Here is a 19,075-nt window from a genome sequence, read left to right as displayed (position 1 = left end):
AAATCTTGCCAACTCAGCCCACTCAATTTTCCAGAAAAGATTTCCTTAAAACCCTGTTTTTAGGCAGTCTCATGATTCCTTTTTTACACTATTGCAGTAAGAAAGGCAAATCGTTATTGCTAAAAATCACCGGAACCAATCATATTTTAGGGCACAAACTTTGGGCAAAAGATTTTCCTCAACCTACGGAAGAAATTCGCACAAAATATCTTGTTGTCGGCGGAGGAATTTCAGGACTTTCGGCATGTAGATTTTTCAGTCAAAATCAGGAAAACAATTATCTTTTGCTCGAAATGGAAAACCATTTAGGCGGAAACTCTTCCAACGGACAGAACAAATTTTCAAAATTTCCTTTGGGAGCGCATTATTTGCCATTGCCGAATAAAGAAAATACTGAAATCATCGAATTTCTGAAAGAATGCAAAATTTACCAGGGAGACGATGAAAATGGCGATCCGATTTTAGATGAATATCAGATGACTTTCCCGCAACAGGAACGGTTGTTTTTCAAAAATTCATGGCAAAATGATATCGTTCCGCAAAACGGCATTTCCAAAGAAACAAAAGCGGAATTCGACCGTTTTTTCAAAATGATGGATCACTTTCAGCATAAAAAAGATGCCGAAGGAAAATATTGGTTTGCTATTCCGGTTCACGATTCCAGCCGGGAAGATGAGGTTTTACAACTAGAGAAAATTATTTTCAGAGACTGGCTGAAACACGAAAATTTTGCATCTGAAGAATTACTATGGCTGTTGGATTATTCCTGTCGTGACGATTACGGTTTGGGAATCGATTACGTTTCAGCTTGGGCGGGAATTCATTATTTCGCCGGAAGAAAAAACAACTGGAGCAAAAAATACAAAGATCAGGTTTTCACATGGCAGGAAGGAAATGCAAGACTGGCAAAACATTTTTCAAAATATACAGAAGGAAAATCTTCATCGAATAATTTAGTTTTTGAGGTAAAAATTAATGATAAAAATGTTGAGGTTTTAAGTTTCGACAATATTCAGAAAAAGACAAAAAAGATCATTGCTGAAAAAGTTCTCTTCGCAACTCCGCAATTCGTCAACGAAAGAATTTTCAACAATAAAAGGGCTGAACATTTTAACTATGTTCCGTGGCTTTTAACAACGATTACTTTACAAAACGATTTCGGAGGAGATGAAGAATTGGCTTGGGATAACGTAATTTACGGTTCCGATGGTTTGGGTTATATTTACGATCAGCATCAGAATGTAAACCAGATTATGGGCGAAAAAGTGATTACCTACTACAGAAGTTTTTCTACCAACGACTGTAAAAAAGCAAGAAAAAAATTATACGGTCTGAAAGAAGAACAGTTGAAAAGCCTTGTTTTGGAAGATTTAAAAAAAGCCCATCCTATGATCGAAGATTTTATCCTGGAAATGCAGTTTCAAAAAATTGGTCATGCGATGATTGCGCCGGTTCCGAACCAGATTTTTGGAAATTCAGAAAAAGCAAAACAGCCAGTTGACGGAAAAATTTTCTTTGCGCATTCTGATCTTTCGGGAATTTCAATTTTCGAGGAAGCTTTTTATCAGGGATGGAGAACTGCAAAGCAGATGCAGCGATCTTAATGAATTGAATATGAATTTATACCAAACCTAACAGGTTTTTAAAACCTGTTAGGTTTCTCAAAAAATAAAAATGAAACAACCCTGGATCCATAACGCAAAAACAGACGGCTGGTTTATTCTATCGCCGCCTTTTATTATTTTGCTGATTGTTTTCTTATTTCAGAAACAGATTCAGGGACTGGAAAATCATTATTCCTTTTACACATGGCTTTTCCTGATTGTTTTCGTGGATGTAGCGCATGTGTATTCAACGTTATTTAAAACGTATTTCGTTAAAGAAGAAGTCAGAAAAAGAAAACTTTTATATTACGGAATTCCTGCTTTGAGCTGGATTTTGGGATTGATTTTATACCAGTTCGGAAGTCTTACGTTTTGGTCGGTTTTGGCTTTAATTGCTGTTTTTCATTTTATCAGGCAGCAATATGGTTTCATGAGAATTTATGCCAGATTTGAACCTAATAACTGGGGTAAAACAGTTGATGAAATTGCGGTGTATTCTGCCACGATTTTTCCGATGTTGTATTGGTTTAAAACGCCCAGAGCTTTTACGTGGTTTGTACAAAATGAATTCAACTGGCTTCAGTATCTTCCGGATTATATTCCTGTAATAAAGTTTTTGTATTTCGGGATTTTAATAATTTGGATCGTAAAAACGGTCTATGAAATTGTTAAAACCAGACAATTTAATATTCCAAAAATTGCCTTAATTTCAGGGACTTATCTTTCGTGGTATTTCGGAATTGTTTATTTCAACAACGATTTGGTTTTCACTTTCCTGAATGTCATTTCACACGGAATTCCTTACATTGCTTTAATTTACATCAGAGAAATTCAACAAAAAGAAGATCAAAATCTAAACCGTCTTTCTTTATTCAAGTCTACCTTCGGGATATTTTTATTTATTTTCGTTATTCTTACTTTTGCATTTTTCGAAGAATTTCTATGGGAAATATTGGTTTGGAACGAACATTTTTCATTACATCTGAATGTTTCTTTAGACTGGTTTCAGTTTTTAGTCCCTTTATTAGTCGTTCCTCAGCTTACGCATTACTTATTGGATGGCTTTATTTGGAGAAAACCGAAAAGTTAATTAAGTTTGTTAAAATCATTTTAAATGTAACCGCAAAAGAGACAAAATCATTTATTGGATTTATTTAAAGTATTTCAAAAGTCTGCAAAGAGAAAAATCTTTGATTTTTTTTAACTTATGTGTTCTTCTTTTTTCATTAAGCTTTAAACTTAAACCACTAAAGTGTTACCATCTTTTGCGGTAAAAAAGTTTAGATAAGTTTACTATTTAAATCAACGGTAGTACACTAAAAATATGCAGTGCATGAATAAAAATATGGTGAGCAATGACAAAAATACAGTGAGCAACAACAAAAACATAGTGAGCAATAATAAAAATGTAGTGAGCAATGATAAAAATACACTGCGCTGAACTAAAAATATGCTGTGCTAAAGCAAAAATGCAGAGAACCGGAATAAAAACATAGCGGACTGGAATAAAAAATACAAGAAGTATAATAAAACGGTTGACTTATCCCTTTAATTAATATTGGAGAATAACGATTAGTAAGCGGTTTTCTAATAGTGTCCCTTCGACAAGCTCAGGGTGACATCTTGAGTACTAACCGCAATATTTCATTATCAGGCAGCCTGTCGAAGCCTTTATTCGAAGAGAATACCTCGAGGATTATTTATTAGTAAAAGGGATAAGTCAAAAAGTTAATTAATTTTGTACTCAAAGTTAAAACATATGAAAATGCAGAAGTGCCTCCTTTCATTCATGCTTTTGTTGGGATTTTTCAGTTTAAATGCTCAGCAGAAGACATTTTGTAACCCGATTAATATCGATTACGGGTATACTCCGTTCGAAGTTTTTTCAAAACAGGGAAAACACCGTGCAACAGCCGATCCGGTGATTGTTAATTTTAAAAACAAGCTCTTTCTTTTTTCCACCAATCAGGAAGGATACTGGTACAGCGACGATATGCTCGACTGGAAGTTTGTCCACCGAAAATTTCTGAGAGATAATAAATATACCCACGATCTGAACGCTCCTGCAGTTTGGGCAATGAAAGATACGTTATACGTTTTCGGTTCGACATGGGAACAGGATTTCCCGATCTGGAAAAGTACCAATCCTACTAAAGACGACTGGAAAATAGCCGTCGATACTTTAAAAGTCGGAGCTTGGGATCCTGCATTTCATTACGATGAAGACAAAAACAAGCTGTACTTGTATTGGGGATCAAGCAACGAATGGCCTTTATTAGGAACCGAAGTAAAAGTAAATACCCTTCAGTCCGAAGGTTTTGTAAAGCCGACCATCAGGTTAAAACCGGAAGATCATGGTTGGGAAAGATTCGGGGAATATAATGACAATGTTTTCTTACAGCCTTTTGTAGAAGGAGCGTGGATGACGAAGCATAACGGAAAATATTATCTTCAGTACGGAGCTCCTGCAACGGAATTCAGCGGATATTCGGACGGAGTGTATGTGAGTAATAAGCCTTTGGAAGGTTTTGAATATCAACAGCACAATCCGTTTTCTTACAAACCGGGAGGTTTTGCGAGAGGAGCAGGACACGGTGCAACCTTTGAAGACAATTACAAAAACTGGTGGCATATTTCTACCATTTTTATTTCAACAAAAAATAATTTTGAAAGACGATTGGGAATCTGGCCTGCCGGATTTGATAAAGATGATGTAATGTATTGCAACACGGCTTACGGAGATTATCCGACGTATCTTCCGCAATATGCACAGGGAAAAGATTTCTCCAAAGGACTTTTTGTAGGATGGATGCTGCTGAATTACAATAAACCGGTTCAGGTTTCATCAACACTGGGAGGGTATCACTCCAATTATGCAGTGGATGAAGATATTAAAACGTATTGGAGTGCCAAAACAGGAAATTCCGGAGAGTGGTTTCAGACGGATTTAGGAGAGATTTCTACCATCAATGCGATTCAAATCAATTACGCCGATCAGGATGTTGAGTTTATGGGTAAAACGTTGGGCAAAATGCATCAGTATAAAATTTACGGCTCGAACGATGGCAAAAAGTGGAATGTGATTGTAGATAAAAGTAAAAACACCAAAGATGTTCCTCATGATTATGTAGAGCTGGAAAAACCGGCCAAAGCAAGATTTCTGAAAATGGAAAATCTTAAAATGCCAACCGGAAAATTTGCATTAAGCGGATTCAGAGTTTTTGGAAAAGGCGCAGGAGCAGTTCCCGGAAAAGTTCAGAATTTCGTGCCTTTACGTTCTGATCCCAAAAAATACGGCGAAAGAAGAAGCATCTGGATGAAATGGCAGCAGAATTCCGATGCAGACGGATACGTCATTTATTGGGGAAAATCTCCCGAAAAATTATACGGAAGCATCATGGTGTACGGGAAAAATGAATATTTCTTCACCGGAGCCGACAGAACGGATGCGTATTATTTCCAGATTGAAGCTTTCAATGCGAATGGAGTTTCAGAAAGATCGGAGATTTTTAAGTCTGAATAAAAATATTAATAAACGCTTTGAGTTTCTCAGAGCGTTTATTTTTTGTCGATATTCTTCATAAATCCCTCAATTTTATTGACCAGAAAATCTGCATTGGAAGACTGATCCCAACCGAGATGATCTCCGGTAAATTGATACGATTCATGATAGACTTTGTTTTTTGTGAGAGTGGAGTCTAAAGTTGTTTGCTGAGATGGCGGAACCACATGATCATTAATTCCGTAATAAGAAAGAGTAGGAGCGGAAGTTGGAGTAATTCAGTGAACCGGACTTCCAAAGTCCATTAGCGTTGTTTGGCTGTCAACGATTTTAGGATCAATCAAATGTTTCTCTACAAAAGCATAATCTTCATAATTTTTAAATCCTGAATCGTTCAGATCAGTGGGACCGACGATATTGATAACTGCTTTTACCTTTCTGTCTGGATCAAATTTATAAGCATACAACATTGCTAAATGTCCGCCCGCGCTATTACCGAGAAGAATATATTTGGGATGAATTTTTAAGGTTTTTTCTACATTGTTCATGGCACTGGTAATATCATCCGTTTGACTGGGAAGTGCAAAACGTTTAGATGAAGCAAGCCGATAATCCAGATTGACAAAAATATTTTCAGGAAATTTTTTCATCAGATCATAAGTGAAATCCGTAAGCTGAGATTTCCTTCCTCCACGCCAACCGCCCCCATGAATAACGATGAAAACGTCTTTATCTTTTAAAGAAGCCTTAGGAATATAAACGTCCATTTTCTGTTCCTTGTCTTTTCCGTAAGAAATATTTTTTTCTATCGTAAAAGATTGAATTTTAATTAAAAATAAAAAAACTCGCCGATTTCTCAGCGAGTTTACCACAAAAAATGATTTATATGAAGAAATGATTGTTATCTGGTTCTGTTTTTAATTTCGTCTGAAGCACTTTCGATGTTTCTTACCTTTTTCACTTTCTGATTTCCGAAATTGTAGGTGATGCTTACATTAATACTTCTTTTGTACATATCGTTTTTAATGTAGTTGTAATTTCCGGAAGCCTGTAAATCTTCAATTTCCACTACGTTGGTTCTTAAAACATCATTCAGATTTACCGCAAAAGTCCAGTCGTTCCAGTTTTTCTTAATGCTCAGATCTAAACTTGCTAAGTTTTTCAGCATACCAAGTTCTATCTGCTGTTTATCCACATAGAAGAAATTTACACCTAAGAACCATGTTTTCTTTTTGTCTAAACGGATGGTATTGTTACTGGTAATCACCATACTTGCCGATTTTCTGTTGTTTACATAAGTGTCAAAAACCTGTCCTGTTGTAGGGTCTGTATCTAATGTTCCGTTGTTGATGTTATACTGAACACCCGCATTGAAGTTTAATGTAAGATATTGCTTGAATAAAGATTTCTGAATTCCCAGCATGGCAGACATTTCCTGCTTGTCTCCGAAATTGGTTCTGATGTAGGCTAACTGAACTCTTTTCTGATTGGTTTTCGGATCGATATAGCTTCTCTGCAACGGAACCTGCGTGATCTGGTCTTTTTCATAGGTATGATTCAAAATCAGGAAGTAAGAATTTTTGTACATATACGTTAACTCCTGATTGTAAGTGGAAGACGCCTTTACGAAAGGATTATTTTGAGTATAATTATCTTCCGTAATAAGATTTTTTACAGGGTTCAGTTCCCAAAAGCTTGGTCTTCTCATTCTGCTTGAAAAGGAATAGGAAATATTGTTCTTATCATTAATGGCATAATTGAAACTTAGATAAGGTAAGAGATTATTATAATTTCTCTCGATCTGCTGATTGGTTTCTACATTGTTTTTCCAGCTGTCTGCGGTTCCTAAACTATTCGTGATTTCGTATCTGGCTCCGATTTTTCCTGAAAACTTATCCGAAAACTTTTTTTCAAAAGTTACATACAGCCCATAAATATTTTCATTGTAAATAAAATGGTTAAAATCATTTTGAGAAGCTAACTGGTTGCCGGAAAGATCGTATGGATATGAATAGTTTTTGGTGTCGTTGTCTGTTTTTGTTTTATTGTAATTTCCCCCGGCAGAGAACGTAAAATCGTTTTTAAATTTCTGAACATAATCTACCGTCCCTGAAAAATTATTGATAACCTGCGGAAGATCCTGAATTATTTTGCTGCTGTTTTGTGTGAAATTTCCTGCCGCATCCTGAATCAGCGTGTTATTATTCGTGTACTGAAATCTTTTATAATTAAGATAAGCTGCATTCACGTTCAGTTTGCTTCCTAAAGAATCAAGCTTTACTTCATAGTTTAAATTTACAGAATTGTTATAGCTTCTTGCGTCCTCTTTATTTTTGGTTTTAGTATAAGCGGTTGAAAGTATATTGCCGTTAGTATCATATTTTGTAATCGTATTCATCAGATCGATCGTAGAATTGTAGCTTTTGTTTGCCCATGTATTCCATGATAAAGCCAGATTACTTTTGTCATTCAACTGATAATCAATATTCAGATATCCTCCTAAATTTTTGTTCGGGTCATCAATATTTCCAACTGACTCATTCTGTACATTTTCAGATCGGTTTCTCAGAACGTATGCTTGCGGATTGATATTTTCGCCACCACTAAGATTCGCATTAATTCCAAGTTTGTCTTTTCTGTAATTTACGGAGAAACTGGCGTTGCTTGCATTGTATTTACTCTGGGTATTAGACATTCTCATGTTTCCGCTGGTTCCGTCGCTCATTTTTTTCTTCAGCACGATATTGATGATCCCATCGGAAGATTCCACCTGATATTCACTTCCCGGAACTGTAATCACTTCAATTTTCTGGATATTTTCTGCGGGTGTATTTTTCAGAAACTGAACCAGAGATTCTGCATCCATATTACTTTTTCTGCCGTTAATGTAGATCAGCGCATTGTTCTTTCCTGCAATCTTTAACGTTTTATCATCTGTTGTAGACAAAAGGGGAGTCTGCTTCAGAATATCGAACGTTGTATTTCCTTTTGCAATGGGAGATGCAGCAACATCATATACAAAACGGTCACTTTGTTTTTTGAAAACCTGCTTGGTTAAAGTAACTCCTTCTATGCTTTTTGTTTTTACAGTATCCTTTTTAGTTTGCTGAGCGAAAGATAATCCACTAAAGAATATAGCTGCGATAAGAATGGGCGTTTTCATGTTTTATAATTTTAGAGAGTTTTTAATAGCTTGTATTTGTTATTATTTAACATTGCAAAGATATATAATAAATTAAGTATCTTGCAATACAAAGTACTTAAAAAGTTTTTAAATTAAATTTAACTAATTGATTTTCAATCAATAAAATTTTAGATTAAATTTTTTTCTTTTGCTCCTTTGCTATCAATAAGACAATTTTGAGCATAATTGTATTACATTTCAGGATGAAATTTCTGAAATGTCATGGTAGTAATAAAAATAAAAAGAACCGAAATGGTTCTTTTTATTGAATTTATTCTCTGTCGAAACGGGCTAATTTTTTATCAATCCAGATGGTGGCAAACGGGAAGAAAGCGGCAATTAAGGCAAAAACGCTGTCTTCATCGTCCCACACGTAAATTTTTCTGACTGCGGGTAAAAAGATCAGATAAAGAGAAAAAAAGAAACCGTGAATACTTCCGATGGTACTGATGTAAACAATAGGAAGAATTTCATCGGGATTGGTACGGATCCAGATCATAGCCGTGAAAAGAAAAAACCACGAAACGGCTTCTGCAAGGCAGATATTCTTAAACCACTTAATGATTTTTTCCTGAGGATATTTTGAGAAAAATTTTTCGATGAAGTTCATAGTATTGAATTGAGAATTCGGTTTATGAGTTGAAATTACAGTTATTAATTCTAATCTCTAACGTCTGATTTCCTGAATACAAAATTACTTATAAAAACTGCTCCCATCCAAATAATCAAAAACTTCGGGAGGAAGCATCGGTCTTACATTTTTTCCGCTTTTAATCATGTTACGGATTTCTGTTGCGGAAAGCTCAATAACCGGCGCGTTGATTAGAGAAATATTTTCGTGCTGCAGATATTCGGAATCTTTCTTTTCACCTTCAAAAACTCTCGGATAAACAATGATGTGATGATTCTTAATCAAAGTTTCAGCATTCTTCCATTTATGAAGGCTTTCCAGATTATCTTCTCCCATGATTAAACTAAAAGAATAGTCGGGATATTTCTCATGAAGATAAGTCAGCGTGTCAATCGTATAACTTGGCTGTGGAAGCGAAAATTCCACATTTGAAGCACGCATTCTCGGGTAATTTTTTACGGCAAGTTGCACCATATCCAGTCGGTTATGATCTTTTAACAAAGATTTTTTTTCTTTAAAAGGATTTTGCGGACTTACTACGAACCACAATTCATCCATATCGGAATTTTCCAGAATATAATTGGCTAAAATTAAATGACCAATATGAATCGGGTTAAACGAACCGAAAAATAAACCAATTTTTTTCATAAAAAACTTCTAATCCCTGAATTGTACATCTTTAATATTCAGATAATGCGTTACATTTCCTTTCCAGTGATTTTCTTCCAGTGTAAAGGCTAGATCAAAATATTTATTTCTGAAATCATCGGCAAACTGTCCTAATTTGAAGCCTACACATTCTATATTTCTTCCGGTGGACTCCTGCTTAATGTAAAATTTAAGATGATTATTATCTTTCCCCATTGTTTTAATATACCCCGAAATTTTCTGATTCGTTAAGGTAAGAATCGGTTTCATATTGTGTGGTCCGAAAGGAGCTAATTTTCTGTGGAAATTGATAAATTCTCTGTTAATTTCATCAATCTGAATTTCCGAGTCAATCGTAATGGATGGCTCTTTCTGATGTTCTTTAATTTTTTCGGAAACCACTCTTTCAAATTTTTCTTTGAAAGCCGCAAATTTTTCTTTCTCCATGGAAAGTCCTGCTGCAGCGTGATGCCCTCCGAATTTTAAGAAATATTCCGAACACATATCAAGTGCTTCGTGAACATCAAAATCCGAAACGGATCTCGCCGAAGCCACCATTTCCCCATTATTTCCATCCGTAAAAACGAGAGTAGGTTTGTAGTAGGTTTCAATTAATCTTGAAGCTACAATTCCTATTACTCCTTTATTCCATTCAGGATGATAAACAATGGTAGTATATTTTGTTTCCTGCTGAGATTCTATAACCTGATTCAGAGCAGAAAGAGTAGAATTCATATCCAGTTCACGCCTTTCATCGTTAAGATTCATGATGTCGCTCACAATCTGGTGGGCGTGTTTCAGGTTATCCGAAACCATAAGCTCAACGGCTGCTTTTCCGTGCGAAATTCTTCCGGCAGCATTAATTTTCGGCGCAATTTCAAACACAATATTTGAAATTTCAAAATGAGAAAGTTTGTCTTCAGGAATTAATAATCTTAATCCTAAATTTCGGGTTTTTCGAAGAGTTTTCAATCCCATTTTAGCCAAAACCCTGTTTTCTCCGGTCATAGAAACAATATCTGCGGCAATGGAAATAGCAAGAAGATCTGTTAATTCAAACAATTCTGCTTCAGGAAGTTTATAAATGGTGTTGAGACCCTGACAAAGTTTAAAACCAACTCCGCAACCGGAAAGTTCTTTGAAAGGATAACGGCAGTCACTTCTTTTCGGATCGAGAACAGCAACAGCATCGGGAATTTCTTCGCCTGGTAAATGGTGATCGCAGATGATAAAATCGATATCCAGACTTTTGGCATAGCTGATCATATCTAATGCTTTGATTCCGCAGTCTAAAGCGATAATTAGCGAAAAGCCGTTTTCTTTGGCAAAGTCGATTCCTTCGGTGGAAATTCCGTACCCTTCAGAATTTCTGTCGGGGATATAGTAATCTAAATATTTTTTCTGAACAATTTTGCTGAGGTACAGATACATCAGTGCAACGGCAGTTGTTCCGTCTACATCATAATCTCCGTAAACCAATATTTTTTCTCCATTCTCAATTGCAGTGGCAATCCGCTCTACAGCTTTTTGCATATCTGCCATTAAAAACGGACTGTGAATGTCGTTAAGGTTGGGTTTAAAAAATTCTCTTGCCTTTTGATAATTGTCAATTCCTCTGAGAACGAGGAGTTTAGATTCAAAAGTTCCAAAACCAAGAGACGAACTTAATCCATCCACAATTTCCTCATCGGGTTCGGGCTTGTAAATCCATTTTTGACTCATTTCACAAAAATAGGGAATTATAATTTAAAAGAAAAGTTTATTGTTGAAGGGGAAGTGTTAAAAAAAACCGTTCAGCAGTTGAACGGTTTTTAAATATTTTAAGAATACATTTTCTCTCTTAATTCTTTTACTTTCTTATCAGCAAGATATTCATCGTAAGTCATTTCTCTGTCGATAATTCCGTTTGGAGTCAGCTCGATGATTCGGTTACAGACAGTGGAAAGCATTTCGTGGTCATGAGAAGCCAATAGAATATTTCCTTTGAAGTTAGACAGTGAGTTGTTCAGTGTCGTGATACTTTCAAGGTCTAAGTGGTTTGTAGGTTCGTCCAGTAAAAGAACGTTGGCTTTCTGAAGCATCATTCTGCTGAACATACATCTCATTTTTTCACCTCCTGAAAGTACTTTACATGATTTTAAAGCTTCATCACCGGAGAAAAGCATTCTTCCCAAGAAACCTCTTACGAATTCTTCATGACGCTCTTCATCATTTTTCGTGAATTGTCTTAACCAATCAACCAAACTTAAATCTTCCTGAAAGAAATTGGTATTGTCTAAAGGCATATGAGACTGGTTTGTAGTAACTCCCCAAGCAACAGCTCCTTTGTCTGCTTCTACGTTTCCTGCTAAAATTTCGAAAAATTCTGTGATAGCCAATGAATTTTTAGACAAAACAGCAACTTTATCGCCTTTTTTAAGATTTAAATCGATGTTTGAGAACAATAATTCTCCGTCTTTGGTTTTTTCAAGACCTTTTACATCCAAAATCTGATCTCCCGCTTCTCTTTCCATTTCGAAAATAATGGCAGGGTATCTTCTTGAAGACGGTTTAATATCATCGATGTTTAGTTTATCGATCATTTTCTTTCTCGCAGTAGCCTGTTTCGCTTTCGCAACGTTTGAGCTGAATCTTGCAATGAAGTCCTGAAGTTCTTTCTTCTTTTCCTCCGCTTTTTTATTAGCCTGAGCTCTTTGTCTCGTTGCTAATTGAGAAGCCTGATACCAGAAAGAGTAGTTACCGGTGTAAAGATTTAATTTAGCATAATCCAAGTCACCAATGTGCGTACAAACCGTGTCTAAGAAGTGACGGTCGTGAGATACAACGATTACGGTGTTTTCATAATCTGCTAAGAAATCTTCCAGCCAAGAGATCGTATCGATATCAAGGTCGTTCGTAGGCTCATCCAGAATAAGTACATCCGGATTTCCGAAAAGCGCCTGAGCCAAAAGAACCTTTACTTTGTCTTTGTTCTCAAGTTCGCTCATCATTTGCCAGTGCATATCATCTTTAATACCTACGTTGGAAAGCATGGTCTGTGCATCAGATTCTGCAGTCCATCCTCCCATTTCGTCGTAGATTACACCTAATTCTCCGGCTTTAATTCCGTCTTCATCAGAGAAGTCTTCCTTCGCATAAAGCGCATCCATCTCTTCTTTTATCTCGAATAATTTTTTGTTACCTCTCAAAACCGCTTCAAGCACAGTAAATTGATCATAAGCAAAGTGATCCTGCTCCAGAACAGACATTCTTTTTCCAGGTTCCAAAGATACGTGTCCTGTTGTCGGGTCCTGCTTTCCTGTTAATATTTTAAGGAATGTAGACTTTCCTGCACCATTTGCTCCGATAATTCCGTAGCAGTTTCCTTTCGTAAACATAATGTTTACCTCGTCAAAAAGAACTCTTTTCCCGAATTGTAAAGATAAGTTAGATACTGTTAACATATAGTTTTGTAAATTTGGCGCAAAAATACGAAAAGAATTTGGGTATTTCGCAATAATGTAATAGTCAGGTTTTTAAATGTAGCGTATTTTTTATATATTTCAATAGCTAAATTTAATAAAATGCAGAAAATTAATTCACGAAAAAATTAAATTCAACTGCAACCTTATTAAATTTTTACATCTTATAAATACATACGAATTTAACATGAAGATCGAAAAAACAGTCAATATATTCAACCGAAGAGCCAGATTTGAGTATGAAATTCTGGAAGAATACGAAGCGGGAATGGTTTTAACGGGTACAGAAATAAAATCTTTACGTTCTTCCAAAGCTTCTATTGCAGAATCGTTCTGTCAGTTTATTGATGGGGAATTGTACATCATTAATATGATGATCGACGAGTACAAATTAGGAACTTTTTACAATCATAAAACAAAAAGGGAACGGAAATTGCTCTTGCACAAAAAAGAGTTACAAAAATTAGAAAAAAAGTTAAAGGATGCAGGGAACACTATTATACCTCTTAAATTATATATCAATGACAGGGGAAAAGCAAAGGTTCTCATAGCACTGGGTAGAGGTAAAAAACTCTTCGATAAAAGGGAGAGCATAAAAGATAGAGAAAATAAACGAAACCTCGACAGAATATTAAAGAAAAGTTAAAAATCATCTGAAAAACTTTGTATATAAAGAAAAATTATATTTATTTTGCATTATCAATTATTTAATCATTTAATTCTATGAAAAATCTAAAATTAGGAATTTCAGCATTGGCACTTACTGTTGCTTCTACTGTGTTCGCTCAGATTACCAACAATCCGTGGTTAATCGGGGTTGGTGCTCACGCGGAAAACCATATGGCACAGAGAACAAACTTCAGTAACACGTTCTCTGCTAATAATTTGACGAAGACAATGTTCAATATGAACAACTTCTCTATTACTCCGCCATTATCAAAACTTACTGTAGCTAGGAACATCGGTAAAGGTTTGGTAATCGACTGGCAGACTACTGTTGGAAATGTTGAAAACAAAAGATTCAACATGGGTAAAGAGTTTATGTTGATGACAGGTTTAGGTTTCCAGGCGAAGGCTGCAGGTCTTCTTTGGAACGAAGAATCTTGGTTTGATCCATATTTAAGAGTTGGTGCTAACTATTTAAGACACGACTATACTTCTCTTACTTTCCCTAGAACGGATGCTAACGGAGAATATGTTACAAATGGTGAAAACGGAAACGAAAGCGGTAAAGCTAACTTCTTTACAGTTGCTACTGGTGCTGGTGCTAACTTCTGGTTAACTAAAAACTTCGGTTTAGGTATCCAAGGAGATTACGTATCAACTCCGGGAGACAAATCTAACGTTGCTAACTTCTGGCAAGCTTCAGCATCCTTAAACTTTAGATTTGGTAACAGAGATAGAGATAAGGATGGTATCTTAGATAAAGACGATTTATGTCCGGATACACCAGGTTTACCAGAATTCCAGGGATGTCCTGATACTGACGGTGATGGAGTTCCAGATAAAGACGATCAATGTCCAGAAGTGGCTGGTCCGGTTGAAAACAACGGATGCCCTTGGCCAGATACTGATGGTGACGGTGTAATCGACAAAGATGATGCTTGTCCTACAGTTGCAGGTCCTGCTGAAAACAACGGTTGTCCTTGGCCAGATACAGACGGAGACGGAATCTTAGATAAAGATGATGCTTGTCCTACTGTTCCAGGTCTTCCAGAATACAACGGATGTCCTAAGCCTAAGAAAGTAACTGCTGACGAATTAGAGAAAAAATTCGGAAGTGTATTCTTCGATTTCAATAAAGCTACTATCAAAGCTGAATCTAAGCCAGCTCTTGATGCTGCTGCTGATCTAATCAAAAAAGATGGTGGTAACTATCTATTAGAAGGTAGAACTGATGCTAAAGGATCTGAAGCTTACAACTTGAAACTATCTAGAGAAAGAGCTGCTGCTGTAGTTGCTGCTTTAGATGCAAGAGGTGTAGATGCTAACGCTCTTAAATCAATCGGTGTAGGTAAAGCTAAAGCTACTGTACCTGCTACTGCTTCTGATGCTGAAAGACAAGTTGACAGAAAAGTAGTTGTTAACGCTATCGAAGACGCGGCTCAATGGGAATCTCTTAAAAAGAGAGACTACGAAGATCCAACTCCGGTAAAAGTAGTTAAGAAAAAAGCTCCAGCTAAGAAAAAAGCTCCGGCTAAAAAGAAAAAATAATTAAATTTTTCTAAATATAAATACCTCCAGTTCTCTGGGGGTATTTTTTTTTCGTTCACTTTTAAGTAATTTTGTTGAAAATTAAAAATATAAAATGGGAAGAGCGTTTGAATATAGAAAAGCTTCTAAAATGGCCAGATGGGACAAGATGGCTAAAACATTTTCTAAAATAGGTAAAGATATTGCATTGGCAGTAAAAGCAGGAGGTCCTGATCCGGAATCTAATCCTGCACTAAGAAGATGCATCCAGAATGCAAAAGGTGCAAACATGCCGAAAGACAACGTAGAAAGAGCGATTAAAAAGGCAAGTGGAGCAGATGCAGAAAACTATGAAGAAATTACTTACGAAGGTTATGGACAAGGTGGTGTTGCTTTTTTCGTAGAATGTACGACAAACAATACAACAAGAACTGTTGCCAATGTAAGAGCTATTTTCAATAAGTTTGACGGTAATCTTGGTAAGAACGGAGAACTAGCTTTCATCTTCGACAGAAAAGGAATTTTCACGATCGATTTAACTCAGATTAAAATGGATTGGGACGATTTTGAAATGGAAATGATTGACGGCGGAGCAGAAGACGTAGAAAAAGACGAAGAAGAAGTAATGATTACAACAGCTTTCGAAGATTTCGGTTCTTTATCTCACAAGCTTGATGAACTGGGAATTGAGGCAAAAAGCGCAGAACTTCAGAGAATTCCGAATAATACAAAGGAAGTGAACGAAGAGCAGTTCAAGGCAAATATGAAAATGCTTGAGCGTTTCGAGGACGATGATGATGTACAAAACGTGTATCATAATATGGAAATTACAGAAGAGTTGATGGAAACTCTCTAAAAAATAGTGGTTGTCCGGAATTTATCATCAATAAAAAACTTTGGGATCTTTGCTGAGTGAATAGTTTATGCTGAGTTTGTCGAAGTACCTTTGCGAGCTTAAAAAGCGGTTAATATTTAAAAACTTTTGCGAACTTTGCGTTAAAATTAAGCATTATGATGAATTAAGGATAAGTAAAAAAATAATATAACATTCATATACAGTTAACTTTCAAGTAGTTTCTTTGCATAAAACTATGAAAAGAAACGTCGAATTAGTTGTTATATCGGATGTTCATCTGGGAACTTACGGATGTAAGGCTAAAGAATTACTGCGATATCTTAATTCTATTCAGCCTAAAACTTTAGTTTTGAATGGAGATATTATCGATATCTGGCAATTCAAAAAGTCTTACTTCCCTAAACCCCATTTAAAGGTCATCAAAAAGATATTGTCCTTTGCCACAAAAAACACAGATGTTTTCTACATTACCGGAAATCATGATGAGATGTTCCGGAAGTTTACCGACTTCCAACTGGGTAAACTTAAAGTCTGTAATAAAATCTGTTTAGACATAGACAATAAAAAAACATGGATCTTTCACGGAGATGTGTTCGATGCCTCTGTTCAGCATTCGAAATGGATTGCTAAACTGGGAGGAAAAGGCTACGATTTATTAATTGTGATTAATAATGTTGTCAATTGGTTTTTGGAGAAAATGGGAAAAGAAAAATATTCATTTTCAAAAAAAATTAAAAACAATGTGAAGAAAGCGGTAAAATACATTGGGGATTTTGAGCTGACTGCTTCCGAACTTGCCATCGACAATCATTACGATTACGTAGTTTGCGGACACATTCATCAGCCGCAGATTCGGGAGGTGATTAATAAAAAAGGTTCCTGCACGTATCTTAATTCCGGCGACTGGATCGAAAATCTTTCCGCACTGGAGTACAATAATAACGAGTGGAAGATTTTTTATTATGACGAACATAAAGATTCTTTAAAAGATGATACCGCAGAGGAAATTCAGGAAATCGATAGTGATGAACTTTTAAAAATAGTAACCAACTTCAGCCAATGAGAATTTTATACGCTTTTCAGGGAACAGGAAACGGACACGTTGCACGAGCGCAGGAAATCGTTCCGATCCTGAAAAAATATGCTTCTGTCGATACACTTATCAGCGGACATCAGTCGCAGTTAAAGGCTAATTTTGATATTAATTTTAAACACAAAGGCGTTTCCCTTCTTTATGATAAAACAGGCGGTTTATCCTATCGAAAAACGTTTACAGACAATAGTTTTTTAGAAGCCTTCAAAGCGATCCGCGAAATTGAGCTTTCTCAGTACGATTTAGTCATCAACGATTATGAACCTTTAACGGGATGGGCTTGTAAATTCAAAAAACATCCGATGATCGAGTTGAGTCATCAGGCTTCCATGTTTTTTAAAGAAACGCCAAAACCGGATAAAAAAGATTTTTTCGGGGAAATGGTGCTGAAATATTATGTTCCGAGCGAAAGAAGAATTGGTTTCCACTTCGAAAATTATCATCCTCAGATAAAAAAACCGGTCATTAGAAGGAAAATCCGAAACTTAAATCCCAACAAAAAAGGTTTTTATCTGGTGTATCTTCCGAGTTTTTCGGATGAAAATATCATTAAAGTTTTAAAGCAGATTCCGGTAGAATGGAAAGTTTTTTCCAAATATTCAAAATTGCAGTTTAAGGAAAATAATGTTGAAATTTTTCCGATTGATGAAATTCAATACTTAAAAGCGTTTGAAAACTGCGATGGTATTCTCTGCAATGCAGGTTTCGAAAGTCCCGCAGAAGCACTTTTTATGGATAAAAAACTGTTCGTAATTCCTATTCATAATCAATATGAGCAGGAATGCAACGCCTGCGCTTTAGACAAGATGGGAATTCCGAATTCTAAAGTATTGAAGCTTGAAGAAATACAGAATTGGGTAAATTCTGATCAGCATCTGAAAGTAGATTATCCGGATGATATTGAGGAAATCTTGGTGAACGAAGTGTTAACGCTGTAAAAAAATATCTTCCACATCCTTCATTCTCATCATCACAGATCGCGCGTAAGAACAGTGCGGGTAGACTTTCCAGTTGTTTTCGCGAGCAAATTTAATGGCTTCTTCTACCAGATATTTTCCCATTCCGCGACCTTCAAATTCGGGGTGAACCAGAACGAAGGAAATAATGAATTTGCTGTCTTCGGGGAAAATTGTGTACGTTAATCTTCCGATTTCTTTAACATCATTATTTAAAGTAATGACTCCGCCGTTTCCCGATTTATTATTTTCAAATCTCATAACTTAAACTTTTATGAAGCATAAAATACAAAAACTGCACCGCGAAAGGTTATTTGTATTTTGCGATTTCTGCTTTTAGTGTTTCAATCTCTGCTTCCAGTTTATCGATGTATTTTTTCTGAGATTCCCACAAAGAAAGTGGAATGTTGTAATTATTGGTATTAACAATTCCATTACCTGTAGAATTGTCGTTAAAAATAAAAACTAAACTCTCTTCATTTTCATAAACCTCTTCGAAAGGAACTTCCAATACTTCTGCAATTTTCTGCCATTCCGATAAAGAAATTTTTGCCGTTCCTTTCTCTCTTCGGTTGTAGTTGGAAACATCCATAGAAAGGATGTCTGCCATTCTTTCCTGGCTGATGTTTCTTCTTTTGCGGGCTTCGATGAGTTTTGTTTTTTCCATTTCTGTAAAGTTTAGTGTAAAGATAATTTTTTTGCGAAAAATCGCAATAAAATCGCAAAAAGAAAATTATATTTTATTGTACTAAATTTTTATTTTTGATCTGTTTAACAAATGAAAAAACAGATGAAAAAAGCAATTTTATTAGGGGCTTTCTTAGTGGCAGGTGTAGTTTCTGCTTTCCCTTTCAGAACTTCTTGTGGAAAAGTTCTTCAAGTTAGCCAAACTATCGCAGATCACATGACGCTAGATCAACTTGCAGACTATTTAGGAGACGTTAATA

17 protein-coding genes are annotated in these 19,075 nt (G+C 35.9%); 8 read left to right on the top strand and 9 right to left on the bottom strand.

What is annotated here, in order from left to right:
* Positions 1-5: 5 nt before the first annotated feature.
* From DD829_RS14245 to DD829_RS14235, 3 genes are all read left to right on the top strand, one after another.
* The gene (locus DD829_RS14245) at positions 6-1,604 is read left to right on the top strand and encodes an NAD(P)/FAD-dependent oxidoreductase (protein WP_228408207.1); all 1,599 of its coding nucleotides are present in this window, start codon (positions 6-8) and stop codon (positions 1,602-1,604) included.
* Positions 1,605-1,674: 70 nt separating this feature from the next.
* A complete protein-coding gene (locus tag DD829_RS14240; RefSeq protein ID WP_108409071.1) occupies positions 1,675-2,694 on the top strand; it encodes a hypothetical protein in 1,020 nt (339 codons plus the stop codon).
* A gap of 675 nt (positions 2,695-3,369) precedes the next feature.
* Entirely contained in the window at positions 3,370-5,127 is a 1,758-nt protein-coding gene (locus DD829_RS14235; protein ID WP_108409075.1) for a discoidin domain-containing protein, read from the top strand.
* A 35-nt stretch (positions 5,128-5,162) separates the two neighbouring features.
* Here DD829_RS14235 and DD829_RS23655 read toward each other — a convergent pair whose 3' ends face one another.
* The 7 genes from DD829_RS23655 to DD829_RS14205 all read right to left on the bottom strand — a co-directional run bounded on the left by DD829_RS23655 (position 5,163) and on the right by DD829_RS14205 (position 13,012).
* Complete coding sequence (locus DD829_RS23655) at positions 5,163-5,333, bottom strand: hypothetical protein (protein ID WP_165796550.1); 171 nt, start codon at positions 5,331-5,333, stop codon at positions 5,163-5,165.
* Positions 5,334-5,384: 51 nt separating this feature from the next.
* Entirely contained in the window at positions 5,385-5,873 is a 489-nt protein-coding gene (locus DD829_RS14230) for an alpha/beta hydrolase (RefSeq protein ID WP_123906876.1), read from the bottom strand.
* A gap of 134 nt (positions 5,874-6,007) precedes the next feature.
* Complete coding sequence (locus tag DD829_RS14225; protein WP_108409069.1) at positions 6,008-8,269, bottom strand: TonB-dependent receptor domain-containing protein; 2,262 nt, start codon at positions 8,267-8,269, stop codon at positions 6,008-6,010.
* Between the two features lie 292 nt (positions 8,270-8,561).
* Positions 8,562-8,900: a DUF3817 domain-containing protein gene (locus tag DD829_RS14220; RefSeq protein ID WP_108411043.1), complete on the bottom strand. Its 339-nt coding sequence runs from the start codon at positions 8,898-8,900 to the stop codon at positions 8,562-8,564.
* Between the two features lie 84 nt (positions 8,901-8,984).
* Positions 8,985-9,569 carry a nicotinate (nicotinamide) nucleotide adenylyltransferase gene (gene nadD, locus DD829_RS14215; protein WP_087707954.1) on the bottom strand — a complete coding sequence of 195 codons (585 nt, stop codon included), beginning with the start codon at positions 9,567-9,569 and terminating at the stop codon, positions 8,985-8,987.
* A gap of 9 nt (positions 9,570-9,578) precedes the next feature.
* Positions 9,579-11,291 carry a single-stranded-DNA-specific exonuclease RecJ gene (gene recJ, locus DD829_RS14210; protein WP_076391922.1) on the bottom strand — a complete coding sequence of 571 codons (1,713 nt, stop codon included), beginning with the start codon at positions 11,289-11,291 and terminating at the stop codon, positions 9,579-9,581.
* Between the two features lie 98 nt (positions 11,292-11,389).
* On the bottom strand, positions 11,390-13,012 hold the full coding sequence (locus DD829_RS14205; protein ID WP_076391924.1) for an ABC-F family ATP-binding cassette domain-containing protein: 1,623 nt from the start codon (positions 13,010-13,012) through the stop codon (positions 11,390-11,392).
* A gap of 205 nt (positions 13,013-13,217) precedes the next feature.
* On the opposite strand from DD829_RS14205, the gene smpB reads away from it, so the two are divergent.
* The 5 genes from smpB (at position 13,218) to DD829_RS14180 (ending at position 18,110) form a co-directional block, all read left to right on the top strand.
* Positions 13,218-13,676: an SsrA-binding protein SmpB gene (smpB, locus tag DD829_RS14200; RefSeq protein ID WP_076391926.1), complete on the top strand. Its 459-nt coding sequence runs from the start codon at positions 13,218-13,220 to the stop codon at positions 13,674-13,676.
* A 77-nt stretch (positions 13,677-13,753) separates the two neighbouring features.
* Positions 13,754-15,244, top strand: a complete 1,491-nt coding sequence (locus DD829_RS14195; protein WP_108411044.1) for an OmpA family protein — start codon at positions 13,754-13,756, stop codon at positions 15,242-15,244.
* Between the two features lie 94 nt (positions 15,245-15,338).
* Positions 15,339-16,079, top strand: a complete 741-nt coding sequence (locus DD829_RS14190) for a YebC/PmpR family DNA-binding transcriptional regulator (RefSeq protein ID WP_076391930.1) — start codon at positions 15,339-15,341, stop codon at positions 16,077-16,079.
* 235 nt (positions 16,080-16,314) lie between these two features.
* A complete protein-coding gene (locus tag DD829_RS14185; RefSeq protein WP_108411045.1) occupies positions 16,315-17,142 on the top strand; it encodes a UDP-2,3-diacylglucosamine diphosphatase in 828 nt (275 codons plus the stop codon).
* Positions 17,139-18,110: a glycosyltransferase family protein gene (locus tag DD829_RS14180; protein ID WP_108411046.1), complete on the top strand. Its 972-nt coding sequence runs from the start codon at positions 17,139-17,141 to the stop codon at positions 18,108-18,110. The genes DD829_RS14185 and DD829_RS14180 overlap by 4 nt, the downstream gene beginning before the upstream one ends.
* Here DD829_RS14180 and DD829_RS14175 read toward each other — a convergent pair.
* Positions 18,099-18,389: a GNAT family N-acetyltransferase gene (locus DD829_RS14175; protein WP_087707942.1), complete on the bottom strand. Its 291-nt coding sequence runs from the start codon at positions 18,387-18,389 to the stop codon at positions 18,099-18,101. The two genes, DD829_RS14180 and DD829_RS14175, sit on opposite strands and share 12 nt — an antisense overlap.
* A gap of 49 nt (positions 18,390-18,438) precedes the next feature.
* Complete coding sequence (locus tag DD829_RS14170) at positions 18,439-18,795, bottom strand: helix-turn-helix transcriptional regulator (RefSeq protein ID WP_108411047.1); 357 nt, start codon at positions 18,793-18,795, stop codon at positions 18,439-18,441.
* Positions 18,796-19,075: the final 280 nt, after the last annotated feature.

This window comes from Chryseobacterium sp. HMWF035, assembly GCF_003094695.1.
In the GTDB taxonomy this organism is placed as follows: domain Bacteria; phylum Bacteroidota; class Bacteroidia; order Flavobacteriales; family Weeksellaceae; genus Chryseobacterium; species Chryseobacterium gambrini.
Note: the sequence above shows the minus strand (reverse complement) of the source record. Positions and strands in the feature narration are given on the sequence as shown.

Coding starts and splice junctions, on each gene's coding strand:
- DD829_RS14240 (WP_108409071.1), top strand. CDS start 1,675: ATGAAACAACCCTGGATCCATAACGCAAAAACAGACGGCTGGTTTATT.
- DD829_RS14235 (WP_108409075.1), top strand. CDS start 3,370: ATGCAGAAGTGCCTCCTTTCATTCATGCTTTTGTTGGGATTTTTCAGT.
- DD829_RS14230 (WP_123906876.1), bottom strand. CDS start 5,873: ATGGACGTTTATATTCCTAAGGCTTCTTTAAAAGATAAAGACGTTTTC.
- DD829_RS14225 (WP_108409069.1), bottom strand. CDS start 8,269: ATGAAAACGCCCATTCTTATCGCAGCTATATTCTTTAGTGGATTATCT.
- DD829_RS14220 (WP_108411043.1), bottom strand. CDS start 8,900: ATGAACTTCATCGAAAAATTTTTCTCAAAATATCCTCAGGAAAAAATC.
- nadD (WP_087707954.1), bottom strand. CDS start 9,569: ATGAAAAAAATTGGTTTATTTTTCGGTTCGTTTAACCCGATTCATATT.
- recJ (WP_076391922.1), bottom strand. CDS start 11,291: ATGAGTCAAAAATGGATTTACAAGCCCGAACCCGATGAGGAAATTGTG.
- DD829_RS14205 (WP_076391924.1), bottom strand. CDS start 13,012: ATGTTAACAGTATCTAACTTATCTTTACAATTCGGGAAAAGAGTTCTT.
- smpB (WP_076391926.1), top strand. CDS start 13,218: ATGAAGATCGAAAAAACAGTCAATATATTCAACCGAAGAGCCAGATTT.
- DD829_RS14195 (WP_108411044.1), top strand. CDS start 13,754: ATGAAAAATCTAAAATTAGGAATTTCAGCATTGGCACTTACTGTTGCT.
- DD829_RS14190 (WP_076391930.1), top strand. CDS start 15,339: ATGGGAAGAGCGTTTGAATATAGAAAAGCTTCTAAAATGGCCAGATGG.
- DD829_RS14185 (WP_108411045.1), top strand. CDS start 16,315: ATGAAAAGAAACGTCGAATTAGTTGTTATATCGGATGTTCATCTGGGA.
- DD829_RS14180 (WP_108411046.1), top strand. CDS start 17,139: ATGAGAATTTTATACGCTTTTCAGGGAACAGGAAACGGACACGTTGCA.
- DD829_RS14175 (WP_087707942.1), bottom strand. CDS start 18,389: ATGAGATTTGAAAATAATAAATCGGGAAACGGCGGAGTCATTACTTTA.
- DD829_RS14170 (WP_108411047.1), bottom strand. CDS start 18,795: ATGGAAAAAACAAAACTCATCGAAGCCCGCAAAAGAAGAAACATCAGC.